Origin of the sequence: Acinetobacter sp. YQ_14 (assembly GCF_043102985.1) — a bacterium.
In the GTDB taxonomy this organism is placed as follows: Bacteria; Pseudomonadota; Gammaproteobacteria; order Pseudomonadales; family Moraxellaceae; genus Acinetobacter; species Acinetobacter venetianus.
Genome location: NZ_JBICJJ010000023.1, coordinates 61,839 through 74,429 on the forward strand (window position 1 = coordinate 61,839; position 12,591 = coordinate 74,429).

The window sequence follows — 12,591 nt, forward strand, 5'->3', positions numbered from 1 at the left end:
ACCTGTTCCCTCTATGCTTGATGACGCATAAACTTAAGGAAATAATCAATATAAGTTGATGCAACTTGATGATCGAGTTGAGTGCCTAATTTCTCTAAACGCTTATATCCTAAATGGGTCGTCATCGTAATCACGCCATTTAAAGTTTTATCTACCACAAAATTGAACTTTAAACATTTTTTAGGTTCACGAATTAAGTGTGTCACACCCACATCAATCACTTCTGTTAACAGTCGTAATGCATTTGAGATTTCTTGTTGATCATCAGCAGCTAGATTTTGACTTGATGTTTCTACCCTTTGAGCCAATTTCTGATCAATCGGATAAGTCATGTAAATAGTTTCATCTTCAATTTGCAGTGTCTTAGACAAGTATTCAACAAGCGGTACTAAACGATCATTGCTAAAAAATGAGACTGACCACGGCATATATTTACGCACTGCTTCTAAGATTTGCTGAATCACTTTTTCAGATTCACCCGTTTGTGAATAGTGCTGATTTTCTTGTAATAGCACGATAAAAACTTGTTCGATGACCTCACAAGCCATTTCAGACAATACACTCCCCAAAGCATTGGCCTGACTATCTTTACTTCCTTGCATTAACTGCGTTCGAATATGCGCAAATCTTGCGTATGTATCCGCATGAATATTCAAAAAAACGGCGGTGTTCATTTTCTTAACCCTAATTTTTAGACCCATAAAAAAGAGGCTTTTTTATCAGCCCCTTTTTATCCATCAATCTGTTTTTGTATCATTTTTGGCTTTCTGCACCCCGAATTTAACATATTCTATTCAGTATCAACATGCATAAATGCCAAAAAATGATTTACACAATCAGTCGCTGCATTTGAATCCACCTGATTGCCCATTTTCTCTAAAGGCTTATAGCTTAAATGCGCGGTCATATTAATCACACCGTTTAAAGTCTTATCGACCACTTTATTGAAATTCAAACATTTTTTAGGCTCACGGATAAGACTTGTCACCCCAAGATCAACAATTTCAATCAACGTTTGGAACACATCCACCATATCTTGAATCTCATTGTTTTTTAACTTATTGACCAATGCATGAGCCTGTTGAACTAAGTTTCGATCAATTGGATATGACACATACACTTGTTCATCGTGATATTTGATCATATCTGAAAAATAATTCACAAAAGGACATAACCGTTCATTGCCAAATAATGCAATCGACCACGGCATATATTTTCGAACTGCTGCAATAATCTGCTGAATCACTTTTTCAGATTCTGTCGTACTCTTTTGTGTGAGATAGATTGGTTGCCGATTTTGAATCAGCAGCACTGAAAATACTTGCTCCACGATATCACAGGCAATTTCTGATAGTACTTCACCCAAAATGCGTGACTGGCTTTCTTGAGTCCCTGAATTCAACTGTTGGCGGATCGTCTCAAACTGTCCATGTGTCACTTCATTAATTTTCAATAGAATTGAATAACTCATAAGAAGCATCCTTTTTTTAATTTTCGCATTTTTATTTTGTTGTTTTATGCATCTACATTTATTAAATATGTGATCCAATAGACATAAATTTAGCTTTTTTCACATAAAAAACCAACGCATTTCGTCGGTTTTTTTAGATGAAAAAATTGATAGAATTTTTGCTACAATAGATCCAATTTTTTATTCATTTTTAATCTTCTGTATTATGACCGACGCTCAATCTGCTCAAAATATTGCAACAACCTACGATCCAACTGAGATCGAAAAAAAGTGGTATCAAATCTGGGAAGACAAAGGCTACTTTAAGCCATCAGGTCAAGGTGATTCATTTTGTATTATGATTCCACCGCCAAACGTCACGGGTAGTTTGCACATGGGGCATGGTTTTAACAATGCCATCATGGATGCTCTCACCCGCTATAACCGTATGTCTGGCAAAAATACCTTATGGCAACCGGGTACAGACCACGCAGGTATTGCAACTCAGATGGTTGTAGAGCGTCAGCTTGGTGCACAAAATATTAGCCGTCATGACATGGGGCGTGAAAAGTTCATTGAAAAAATCTGGGAATGGAAAGAACAATCTGGCGGTACGATTACTCGTCAAATCCGTCGCTTAGGCTCTTCTGTAGACTGGTCTCGTGAACGCTTTACTATGGATGAAGGTTTATCCAATGCGGTGAAAGAAGTCTTTGTTAAACTGCATGAAGATGGTTTGATTTACCGTGGTAAACGCCTGGTTAACTGGGACCCGAAACTGCAAACGGCGCTTTCAGACCTTGAAGTTGAATCAGATAAAGAAGAAGCCGGTTCACTGTGGCACTTCAAATACTTCTTTGAAGACAAATCACTGCGCACGCACGATGGTAAAGATCACATCGTGGTGGCAACTACACGTCCAGAAACATTACTCGGTGATACAGCGGTTGCAGTCGCACTAGATGATGAGCGCTATACGCATCTTGTCGGTCAGAACATCATTCTGCCGATTACAGGTCGCGCTGTTCCAATCGTTAAAGATGAATATGTTGATAAAGAATTCGGGACAGGCTGTGTAAAAATCACCCCTGCGCACGACTTCAACGACTACGAAGTGGGCAAACGCTGCGAATTGCCAATCATCAACATCTTCAACAAAAATGCGGAAGTGTTGGCTGAGTTTGAATACATTGCCAAAGCGGGCGAGCAAATTTCTAAAATCATCGCTGCGCCATCAGACTATATTGGTTTAGAGCGTTTTGCGGCACGTAAAAAACTGGTTGAACAAGCTGAAGCGGAAGGCTGGTTAGATCAAATTCAACCCTATACCTTGAAGCCACCGCGTGGTGACCGTTCAGGTGTGATCGTTGAGCCATTATTGACTGACCAATGGTATGTGAAAATTGCACCACTTGCTGAGCCAGCTATTAAAGCGGTAAAAGATGGTGACATCAAATTTGTACCTGAGCAGTACAGCAACATGTACATGGCATGGATGAACAACATTCAAGACTGGTGTATTTCACGTCAGCTTTGGTGGGGTCACCGTATTCCAGCTTGGTACGATGCTGAAGGTAATGTCTTCGTTGGTCGTGACGAAGCAGAAGTACGTGCCAACAACAACATCCCTGCTGATGTTGCATTGAACCAAGATGAAGACGTATTGGATACATGGTTCTCTTCTGCACTGTGGACGTTCTCAACATTAGGTTGGACTGGCGACAAAGCTAAAGATGCGGAAAATTATTTCCTCAATACCTTCCACCCGACTGATGTGTTGGTGACAGGTTTTGACATTATCTTCTTCTGGGTTGCACGCATGATCATGATGACCATGCACTTCATGAAGAATGAAGATGGTACGCCACAAGTTCCGTTCAAAACGGTGTATGTACATGGTTTAGTACGTGATGGCGAAGGTCAGAAGATGTCTAAGTCGAAAGGTAACGTACTTGACCCACTCGACTTGATTGACGGTGTAGACCTTGAAACCTTGGTACAAAAACGTACCACTGGTTTGATGAACCCGAAACAAGCAGCGAAGATTGAAAAATCAACCCGTAAAGAATTCCCAGAAGGTATTCAAGCTTACGGTACAGATGCTGTGCGTTTCACGTTCTGTGCGCTTGCCAACACAGGTCGTGACATCAAGTTCGACATGAAACGTGTTGAAGGTTACCGTAACTTCTGTAACAAGATTTGGAACGCGACTCGTTTCGTGTTGATGAATGTTGAAGGTCAAACCGTTGGTCAAACTGCGCGTCCTGATCTTTGGGAATTGCCTGAACAGTGGATTATCAGCCGTTTACAAAAAGCGGAAACTGCAGTTCAACAAGCCTTTGCAACTTATCGTTTAGACTTGGCTGCACAAGCGATTTATGACTTCATCTGGAATGAATACTGCGACTGGTATGTCGAATTGACTAAGCCAGTATTAAACGATGCAGAGGTGTCTGAAGAGCGCAAAGCGGAAGTTCGTCGTGTGTTGTTGGCGGTGATGGAAGCATCTTTACGTTTGGCTCACCCAATTATGCCGTACTTAACTGAAGAAATTTGGCAAACGCTTGCGCCAATGCTCGGTATTCAAGGCGAAACTATTATGACTGCGGCATACCCTGTGCCTGCTCAAGAGAAAATTAATGAGCAAGCTGAAGCGGACATGCAGTGGTTACAAGGCTTGATTGGTGCAGTGCGTAACATCCGTGGTGAAATGGGATTGGGTAATGCACGTTTATTACCAGTTTTACTTCAAAACACCACTGATGCTGAAAAAGCACAGATCACCCGCATTGAAGCGTTGTTTAAGGCTTTGGCAAAAGTGGAAAGCATTACGTTTTTGGCGGATGCTGAACAACCACCATTGTCTTCTTCTTCTGTTGTGGGTCACGTATCTGTATTTGTTCCTATGAAAGGTTTAATTGACCCGAAAGCGGAACTCGGTCGCCTACAAAAAGACTTGGACAAAGTGCAAAAGCAGCATGACCAAATTGCGACTAAACTGGGCAATGAAGGTTTTGTGGCAAAAGCACCTGCAGCTGTGGTTGAAGGTGAAAAAGCGAAGTTGGCTGAGTTTGCTGATCAGTTAGCGAAGATTAAAGCGAATATGGAGCAGATTGCTGCGCTTTGATGTGTTGATAATTTGATCTAATTTGTAGTATAAAGGGCTGATTATTCAGCCCTTTATTATTTTACATTATGAGAAGTTATACCAAATTCGAAAGATGGGTCAGTCAAGAACATCGTAGTTGGCAATTTGAAATATTTAGACAATATAATAAAGAACTGACTACTATGTTAATTTCATTTAATGCCTCCCAAAGCTATACCTATAAAACTTTGACAGCAAGTGGTGCAAATTTTTCTCTTAAAGCTGATGATTATTTTAATTTCAAAGATCATAGACACGTTGGGACATTTAAAACTCTTGGAGATTGGTCGAATACGCATAATGAATTCAGCACATGGACCTATTTAAATGCCTTGGTATCTTTAACATCAAATCTTGAAATTTATTTATCTTCAATTATTAAAATATCATTAGATTCAGATCCAGGTACAATTATTGGAGCATCTAAATCCGTTGATGGAATGCTTTTAAAAAAACATAAAAAGCATAAAATTGATCATAATGAATATGTAACAGGATGTGTTAAAGGTACATGGCTAAGCAGAATTAATAATTTAGAAAAGATATTTAATACTAACTTTCCAATTATTAGAAATAATTTGAAGCATCTTGAACGTATCCGAAATACTAGAAACAACGTTGCGCATGCTTTTGGGCGAAGTATAAAAGATACAGAAAATTATGAAGTTGTAAACAATTATGCATTACCAAGAATGACTTTTGAAAGACTTATAAAATATCAAATTCTTATTTTCAAAATTGTAGAAACAATTGATGAATATTTACTAAAAAATCATATCGGACAATATCAACTTATTCTTTTTTATCACCTATGGAAGATAGAAAAAAAGAAAACATTTCCTTTTAATAATTTGCAAATCCAATATTTTAGTCGTGATTTTCAAAAAGATTTGGGACAATATAGAAAAATTTCCACTAAAAAAAAATTTGCATCTGATCTAGTTGCCTATTATGAATATCTTTAAGTTCAAGTTAATATTTAATACTAAAATTTTATTAAAATACTTTAATGATAGGTGCTTTGATTTTAAAATACCTCTACCTTCTCCCCTTAGGGAGAAGGATATTTCATTATATCTTACCTTTCAGCTCATGATATCTTTGCAAAAAATCCTCCAACAATAGATCCGTCCAATTCAACACATTATGATTCCAATACCACACCACCCTCAGATCTAAAGTTTCTAAAAGCGCGGTACGTTCAGCATCATAAGCTCGACCATCTTCGGTATTGTGCTGACTACCATCCAACTCAATCAAACCAATTTCGTGACAGTAAAAATCCACAATATAAGGCGCAATCACATGCTGCCTGCGGAATTTCAGATTCATAAAACGCTTGGCACGAAGTAGTTGCCACATCAGATTTTCTGCATCTGTGGCATTGCTTCGCATAGTTTTGGCGAATTCTAATAATTGCGGGTCTAGTTTCATTTTTTATTATTACCCCTCCCTAGCCCTCTCCTTAAAGGAGAGGGAATCTCATCTAATTACACACCACCATAAAATCAATTGCTACTCCCTCTCCGTATGGGATGAGGAACACCGTTCCGCAAGGGGGTGAGGGAAAATCAAAGCACCCCATGCTCCAACAACATCTCCACCCCACTCACCTTTTTCATATGCTTTAAATGTTCCTTTTCCCACTTCAACTGCTGCTTTAACTCAGCACAGTCTGCATCTATCGCTTTATACACATCACCAATATGCACATGCTCCGCTTTCACCTTTTTCGCCAACTGAAAAGAATCTAAAATCTCTTCAATTTGACTCTCAAGCTGCTGACTTTGCGCATCCAAAGCCAGTTTATAAAACTTCACTTGCTCCGCAGATAATTCTTTCGCCCCAACGCCCTTGTTCTGTTCAAGCTGTAACTGAAGTTTCAGCAAATAAAATAAATCCTGCTGTTCATACGCCTGACTGGCTTGTTGAAATAACTCTGTTTTTTCTTCTTTCTTACTCTCATCTTGTTCACGGTCTGGGTGAATCATCGCAGCAATTTTTAAATACACCGTTTTCAGTGACTGGGCTGCCATCTGCTCCGCTTGTTCTCGCTTTTGTTGCTGTCTTTGCTGTTTGGCTTGTTCACGCGCCTGTTGCTGCTCGGCTGCATGTTGTTCAAAGTCATCTTCATACGATGTTATTTGCTCATCACGTTCAGGCTGATCGACTTTTACTTGCTGCACTTTTTTGCTTTTCTTGGCGGACTGCTGAGCATGTTGCTGATAAAAAGTATCAATCTGATCGACAAGTTGTAGCTGTTCGTTGGAAAGCATTTTGGAATGCTTGAGCATGCGCGCACGCTGAGCAATGCTTTCATCCAGTTGCTGCATATCGGCTTTGGAAAACTCGTAATTGTGTAACATATTCCAAAGTTGTTCTAACTGCTGAAACAGAACACCATGCAGTTCGTTATAGATAGGAAGGAGTTTTTGTCGTGTGTGTTGTTGAATTTCGTCTTGGGCATTTTGCCATATAGCAAGGCTGATTTTTTGCTGTTCAATTTTATCAATCAGACGATTGAGTTTTCTCTGCTGTGGTGACTGTTCTGCCCTTTGCTGTAAGGTGACTTTAAGATCGAAGGACATCACTCATCCACCTGAAAAGAAAAAGTGTAGCAATAATCAAAGGCTAAAAGTAGCGCTCTGTCCTTTTAACAGTTAAGCAAATCGACCTGAAAAAGCAAAGGAGCAACTAAGCAAGACAATCCGTAGCATCTGTAATTAAAGAAATTACCCGATTACGCCCCTGCTGTTTCGCTCGATATAAACATTGGTCTGCACGGCGAATGGCATTCTTATTATGGTTCAGGCTAGGATATCGACCGTTTTCTTTTTTAGCTCTACAATATCCATAAAGCTGTGCTATTTTTAAGAAAAATGCACCACTTTTCACCAAAACCCATAACTAAATTCTAAATTGGTGCGTTTTTTGCATAATAATTTCCATTAAATTGAGTTGTACTCGTATAACTTGAGTTTTTAGATTTACTAAATCTATTTTGGTGCAAAAAACGAATCAAACATTTACACCAAAACCAGATTTAGCACTTTTTTTGAGCGCCACTATGCAAAACGTAGATTTATTTTTCTTACTGCTCGGTGCAGTACTTGTATTGGCAATGCATGCTGGCTTTGCATTCTTGGAACTTGGCACAGTACGCCATAAAAACCAAGTCAATGCTCTCAGTAAAATCCTCACAGACTTTGCGATTTCAGCAATTGCATACTTCTTTGTGGGGTATTGGATTGCATATGGACAAAACTTTTTCCATATGGGGGCTGTCCTTGCAGAAGATCATGGCTATAACTTGATGCGCTGCTTCTTCTTACTGACATTTGCTGCTGCGATCCCTGCTATTGTTTCGGGAGGTATTGCTGAACGCGCGAAAATGCGCCCACAAGCCATCGCAACCTTGCTGTTAGTTGCACTGATTTATCCATTCTATGAAGGCATGATCTGGAACGGTAACTATGGTGTACAAACATGGTTAGAAAGTACATTCGGCGCAAGTTTCCATGACTTTGCTGGCTCTGTCGTTGTACATGCAATGGGTGGATGGATTGCTTTAGCAGCCGTGATTTTACTCGGTGCTCGTCATGGTCGTTATAAGAAAGATGGTCGCGTCAGTGCGCATCCACCCTCATCAATTCCATTTCTCGCTTTAGGTTCATGGATTTTGATCGTAGGTTGGTTTGGCTTTAATGTGATGAGTGCGCAACGTGTTGAAGCGATTTCTGGATTGGTGGCAATCAACTCTTTAATGGCAATGGTTGGCGGTACTTTAGCAGCGAATTTTATGGGCAAAAATGACCCTGGTTTCTTACACAATGGCCCATTGGCTGGCTTAGTTGCAATCTGCGCAGGCTCAGACATTGTGCATCCAATTGGTGCATTATTGATTGGTGGCGTTGCGGGTGCACTATTTGTTTACCTATTCACTTATACACAAAATAAATTAAAAGTGGATGATGTACTTGGTGTATGGCCATTACATGGCGTATGTGGTGCATTTGGTGGTATCGCTGCGGGTATTTTTGGTCAAAAAATGCTTGGAGGTTTAGGTGGGGTTTCGCTTATGTCTCAAATCATAGGTACAGGTTTAGGAATTGCGATTGCACTTGTAGGTGGCTTTGTGGTATATGGCATCTTGAAAGCAACTTTAGGTATCCGTCTTTCTCAAGAGGATGAATATCGTGGTGCTGACCTTTCCATTCATAAAATTTCAGCCAACTCCGAAGAGTCGATGTTCTAATTTTTCAGTAAGTTAAAGCGGCTAAAAAGCCGCTTTTTTTATGCTTATTTAAGAGTTGCTTAAGATTAGAACAGTTTAATAAAAAATATATTGTCTTCATTTGAATTGTGCCGCCTATGCACCTGAAAACACCTTTTTTTATACAGATGAGTTTTCTTCTGCTAATTAGTTTTTTCATTTTACTCTGGGTTTTTCCTGTGGGTGGATCAATTGACTTATATCTCATCCAACCGTGGGTCGGTACGTTTGGAGACTTTGCGCTCAAAGGTGATTGGTATCTAGCAAAGCTAAATCATAGCTATGTAAAACAGATCATTACCGTTGTGTATGTGACCTTTTTTATTTTATGGGCACTGTCTTTTAAAGTCGAAAAATTCAAAGCGAAACGTTGGCAATATGGCTATATGTTTTGGGTCAGCATGCTATGTACTTGTATCGTTGGCTTTATAAAAGCTCATTCAGCACATGCTTGCCCTTGGGCAATGACACATGAAACTGCGACAGGATTTGTATGGGATTTTTCAGCTACCGCAGGTCATTGTTTCCCAGGTGGACATGCAAGTACTGGCTTTGCACTCATTACAGGCTATTTTGTTTATCGACTCGATCAAAAAGGTCGTGCATGGTTTTACTTATTTGCGAGTGTCATTTTAGGCTTTGCAATGGGTTGGGCACAAATGATGCGTGGCGCGCATTTCTTAAGTCATAACCTTTGGACGGGGTGGATCTGCCTTGCAATTAACTTTGTTGTTTATGCAATCACCTACAAACGCCATCTTGCAAATAGTACGACCATTTCCATACCTCAATCTAAGCTTGATGTGGTAAAGTGACCTCCTAATGGAACGGTAATAATCACTTAGGTATAGTTTGTTGCGAATGGATGACTTTCAAGAATTTCTAGAAACCGCTTTAGTTACTCAACAAGAATCAATTAAAGCGTACACCTTAGACTCTGGTAAAGTGTGGTTAAAGAAAGCGTCTGAACGTCATGGTTTGTGGTTATACACGCCTCTAAAATGGTTGGCCAAAATTTTTAACTTGGGTGCAATCATGCCTGTTCCGAATCAAGGTGGTTCGGCAGCGATTCAATGTGAATACAATCGTATCCAACAGCTCAAAGCATTGGGAGTATCAACCCCAAATGTTCTAGCGCTTTCCAAAAAAGGCATACTCTTAGAAGATCTTGGTTCGCAACGTCAAAGTAAGGTAAAGCAATTAGACCAATCCTTAGCACGTTGCAAAGATGATATTGCAGCCAAGTTAAGCTTGTTTACTCAAGCGATTCAAGCGATCCAGCATGTACATTTGCAAGGCGGATATTTAAGTGAAGCTTTTGCTCGCAACATTCTGGTAGACAAAGATACTCATTTTAGTTTTATTGATTTTGAAACAGATCCAGCATCTGTGCTAAGCCTACATGATTGCTATGTTCGTGATTGGTTGTTGTATATTTTCTCTACTGCTTATCACTTCGAGTTTGAACAGCTTTCTGAAGCCAGTCAAATTCTATATCAAGCATTACTCGCAGAGCCGCAAGTCTATAAAGACATTTGCAAAGTGGGTAAGCGCTTAAATTGGGTTTTACGTTTAAATGTCAGTCGTGTTGGCAATGATGGCAAACGCATCCAAAAATGCGTGCTGTTTTTACGCTATTTAAGAGAACATGGCGAAGTTAAATGATGATCACATATTAACTTGCTAGCAGCTTATCCGTGACGCTCAAGCTTTTTAGGCAAGCGAACCGTCACTAACAATCCGCCCAAATCAATACTACGTCCCAATTGCAACGTTCCACCGAGTCGCTGAGTCGCTTTATCAACAATAGAAAGCCCTAAACCACTGCCCACTTCAAGATGATGATGAACACGGTAAAAGCGCTTTAAAACTTTGTCATAGTTTTCTGGGGCAATTCCTGAACCACTGTCTTCAATTTGAATACAAGCATAATCCTCATTCTCATTATAAACTGAGATGTTAATGATGCCCTGACTTGGCGTGTATTTGATTGCATTATCAATCAGATTGAAAATGATTGAATGCACCGTCGACTCAAGACTTTGCATCTCAATCACATCATTTCGTTCAAAGCCAAGATCAATTTCTTTCTGCATAGCAAGATTGACCAGTTGCTCAACACAGTTCAAAGCAACATCATTCAAACGGAATAGCGTATTCGGCTCGATCAACATCAAACCGACATCTTGTTTTGCCAAAGCCAAGAGTTGAGTGACCAAATGCTGAATACGTGCCAGTCCCTTACTTAGATTCTTTAAGGACTCATGTTCTGGGAACTGACTCATCAAAATCTTAGTCTGTAGATTCAATGCAGTTACTGGCGTACGAAGTTCATGTGCTGCATCTGCAATAAACTGCTTTTGTTCCGCCTGAGCATGTTGAATTCGCTCGAATAGATGGTTCATTTCCTCAATGGTTGGGATAAGTTCTTTAGGATATTCCTGACTATCAATCGGTGCTAGACCATCCGAATCACGTTGCTGTAATTCAGCTTTAAAATCATCTAGAGGTTTGAGACTCAGGCTAATAATAAAAGCCAATATAATGATCGCAAATGGTAGTAGCAACACATAAGGAATAAACATACTCCCAGCAAGTTCCCATGCGAAGCTTTTACGGACTTGCTCCTGTTGACTGACTTGAATTTGATAATCTTTTAGCGGAATAACATAAACGCGCCATTTGCCTTGTGGTGTTTCTTGAGTATAGAAACCTGCCTGTTGTACAGGTGGGATCAGCAAATGGGTTTGATGCCATAAATGGCTTTGATCCTTGTACGCCCAGATATCGACAAGTAGGTCTTCTTCATGATAGGTGCGATGCAACTCAACCTTACTTGCAACGGGCGTTAGAGGCTGAGTTGTTGAACGTTCTGCCATATATTGCATTTGCGTATCAAGAATTTCATCTACTTCATGCAAGGCAATTTTATAAGCAGTAAAAATCAATAAGCATCCAAGCAATAAACTAAAGATTGATGTGCCCCAAATGAGCCGTTTTTTTAGCGAATATTGCTTGGGTGTTTTCATAAGTCTTAGGGTTGTCCCAGTCGATAGCCTAATCCACGAATCGTACGAATGAAGTCTTTACCTAATTTTGCACGCAAATGGTGGACATACACTTCGATTGTATTACTCGTGACTTCACTATCAAAATCATACAACTTATCTTCAAGATTTGCTTTGGAAAAAATCTTATTCGGATGCGTTACCATTGGAATAAGAATCGCCCACTCACGATTTGACAACTCGATTTGCTGACCTTTAAAAGTTGCTAAATGCTGTTCTACATCCAAGACTAAATCGCCACTTTTTAACAGTTGTGAATTATTTTTTAACTGCGTCATTGCTGTATTGCCACGGCGTAACAATGCATTGATACGTGCGAGTAATTCATCAAATTCATAAGGTTTAATCAAATAGTCATCTGCTCCCTGATTTAAACCTTCAACACGATTTTGCAGTTGGTCTCGCGCCGAAATAATCAACACAGGCAATGCGCTACGTTGACGAATTTGACGCAAAATCTGCATACCATCCATCAATGGCAAACCAAGATCGAGTAACACCAAATCAAAATCTTGCTTTGATAAAAGCGTCAATCCATCTACACCGTTATTCACCCACTCCACGTCAAATTGATGATATCGCAATAACGTCAATGTCGACTCTGCAATCATAAAATCATCTTCGATCATCAAGATTTTGGTCATGATTTCAT

Annotated in this window: 12 protein-coding genes; 5 read left to right on the plus strand and 7 right to left on the minus strand. The window is 39.7% G+C overall.

What is annotated here, in order from left to right; all coding sequences use genetic code 11:
• Positions 1 to 11 precede the first annotated feature (11 nt).
• Both ACF8D3_RS11830 and ACF8D3_RS11835 read right to left on the minus strand, forming a co-directional pair.
• Positions 12 to 674 carry a hypothetical protein gene (locus tag ACF8D3_RS11830; protein ID WP_312104429.1) on the minus strand — a complete coding sequence of 221 codons (663 nt, stop codon included), beginning with the start codon at positions 672 to 674 and terminating at the stop codon, positions 12 to 14.
• A gap of 116 nt (positions 675 to 790) precedes the next feature.
• A complete protein-coding gene (locus tag ACF8D3_RS11835; RefSeq protein WP_392471634.1) occupies positions 791 to 1,471 on the minus strand; it encodes a hypothetical protein in 681 nt (226 codons plus the stop codon).
• 205 nt (positions 1,472 to 1,676) lie between these two features.
• Between ACF8D3_RS11835 and ACF8D3_RS11840 the strand changes: the two genes are divergently transcribed.
• Together ACF8D3_RS11840 and ACF8D3_RS11845 are read left to right on the plus strand one after the other, a co-directional pair.
• Entirely contained in the window at positions 1,677 to 4,577 is a 2,901-nt protein-coding gene (locus tag ACF8D3_RS11840) for a valine--tRNA ligase (RefSeq protein ID WP_392471636.1), read from the plus strand.
• 164 nt (positions 4,578 to 4,741) lie between these two features.
• Positions 4,742 to 5,563 (plus strand): hypothetical protein, encoded by an 822-nt coding sequence (locus ACF8D3_RS11845; RefSeq protein ID WP_312104438.1) that lies wholly within the window; start codon positions 4,742 to 4,744, stop codon positions 5,561 to 5,563.
• 106 nt (positions 5,564 to 5,669) lie between these two features.
• Here ACF8D3_RS11845 and ACF8D3_RS11850 read toward each other — a convergent pair whose 3' ends face one another.
• From ACF8D3_RS11850 to ACF8D3_RS11860, 3 genes are all read right to left on the minus strand, one after another.
• Complete coding sequence (locus ACF8D3_RS11850; protein WP_312104441.1) at positions 5,670 to 6,032, minus strand: endonuclease domain-containing protein; 363 nt, start codon at positions 6,030 to 6,032, stop codon at positions 5,670 to 5,672.
• Between the two features lie 137 nt (positions 6,033 to 6,169).
• Positions 6,170 to 7,186 carry a molecular chaperone DnaJ gene (locus tag ACF8D3_RS11855; RefSeq protein WP_312104444.1) on the minus strand — a complete coding sequence of 339 codons (1,017 nt, stop codon included), beginning with the start codon at positions 7,184 to 7,186 and terminating at the stop codon, positions 6,170 to 6,172.
• A gap of 106 nt (positions 7,187 to 7,292) precedes the next feature.
• The gene (locus ACF8D3_RS11860) at positions 7,293 to 7,493 is read right to left on the minus strand and encodes a hypothetical protein (RefSeq protein ID WP_392471637.1); all 201 of its coding nucleotides are present in this window, start codon (positions 7,491 to 7,493) and stop codon (positions 7,293 to 7,295) included.
• A gap of 172 nt (positions 7,494 to 7,665) precedes the next feature.
• Between ACF8D3_RS11860 and ACF8D3_RS11865 the strand changes: the two genes are divergently transcribed.
• The 3 genes from ACF8D3_RS11865 to ACF8D3_RS11875 all read left to right on the plus strand — a co-directional run bounded on the left by ACF8D3_RS11865 (position 7,666) and on the right by ACF8D3_RS11875 (position 10,536).
• Positions 7,666 to 8,853, plus strand: coding sequence for an ammonium transporter (locus tag ACF8D3_RS11865; RefSeq protein WP_312104447.1), 1,188 nt, complete (start codon positions 7,666 to 7,668; stop codon positions 8,851 to 8,853).
• A gap of 116 nt (positions 8,854 to 8,969) precedes the next feature.
• Entirely contained in the window at positions 8,970 to 9,686 is a 717-nt protein-coding gene (locus ACF8D3_RS11870; protein ID WP_312104450.1) for a phosphatase PAP2 family protein, read from the plus strand.
• A gap of 46 nt (positions 9,687 to 9,732) precedes the next feature.
• Positions 9,733 to 10,536, plus strand: coding sequence for a serine/threonine protein kinase (locus ACF8D3_RS11875; protein ID WP_312104453.1), 804 nt, complete (start codon positions 9,733 to 9,735; stop codon positions 10,534 to 10,536).
• Positions 10,537 to 10,562: 26 nt separating this feature from the next.
• Here ACF8D3_RS11875 and ACF8D3_RS11880 read toward each other — a convergent pair whose 3' ends face one another.
• Both ACF8D3_RS11880 and ACF8D3_RS11885 read right to left on the minus strand, forming a co-directional pair.
• The gene (locus ACF8D3_RS11880; RefSeq protein ID WP_392471639.1) at positions 10,563 to 11,900 is read right to left on the minus strand and encodes a sensor histidine kinase; all 1,338 of its coding nucleotides are present in this window, start codon (positions 11,898 to 11,900) and stop codon (positions 10,563 to 10,565) included.
• 5 nt (positions 11,901 to 11,905) lie between these two features.
• Positions 11,906 to 12,583 carry a DNA-binding response regulator PmrA gene (locus ACF8D3_RS11885; protein ID WP_004877031.1) on the minus strand — a complete coding sequence of 226 codons (678 nt, stop codon included), beginning with the start codon at positions 12,581 to 12,583 and terminating at the stop codon, positions 11,906 to 11,908.
• Between the last annotated feature and the right edge of the window lie 8 nt (positions 12,584 to 12,591).

Excerpts from the sequence above, each read along its gene's own strand:
- ACF8D3_RS11830 (WP_312104429.1), bottom strand. The coding sequence starts at position 674 with ATGAACACCGCCGTTTTTTTGAATATTCATGCGGATACATACGCAAGA.
- ACF8D3_RS11835 (WP_392471634.1), bottom strand. The coding sequence starts at position 1,471 with ATGAGTTATTCAATTCTATTGAAAATTAATGAAGTGACACATGGACAG.
- ACF8D3_RS11840 (WP_392471636.1), top strand. The coding sequence starts at position 1,677 with ATGACCGACGCTCAATCTGCTCAAAATATTGCAACAACCTACGATCCA.
- ACF8D3_RS11845 (WP_312104438.1), top strand. The coding sequence starts at position 4,742 with ATGTTAATTTCATTTAATGCCTCCCAAAGCTATACCTATAAAACTTTG.
- ACF8D3_RS11850 (WP_312104441.1), bottom strand. The coding sequence starts at position 6,032 with ATGAAACTAGACCCGCAATTATTAGAATTCGCCAAAACTATGCGAAGC.
- ACF8D3_RS11855 (WP_312104444.1), bottom strand. The coding sequence starts at position 7,186 with ATGTCCTTCGATCTTAAAGTCACCTTACAGCAAAGGGCAGAACAGTCA.
- ACF8D3_RS11865 (WP_312104447.1), top strand. The coding sequence starts at position 7,666 with ATGCAAAACGTAGATTTATTTTTCTTACTGCTCGGTGCAGTACTTGTA.
- ACF8D3_RS11870 (WP_312104450.1), top strand. The coding sequence starts at position 8,970 with ATGCACCTGAAAACACCTTTTTTTATACAGATGAGTTTTCTTCTGCTA.
- ACF8D3_RS11875 (WP_312104453.1), top strand. The coding sequence starts at position 9,733 with ATGGATGACTTTCAAGAATTTCTAGAAACCGCTTTAGTTACTCAACAA.
- ACF8D3_RS11880 (WP_392471639.1), bottom strand. The coding sequence starts at position 11,900 with ATGAAAACACCCAAGCAATATTCGCTAAAAAAACGGCTCATTTGGGGC.
- ACF8D3_RS11885 (WP_004877031.1), bottom strand. The coding sequence starts at position 12,583 with ATGACCAAAATCTTGATGATCGAAGATGATTTTATGATTGCAGAGTCG.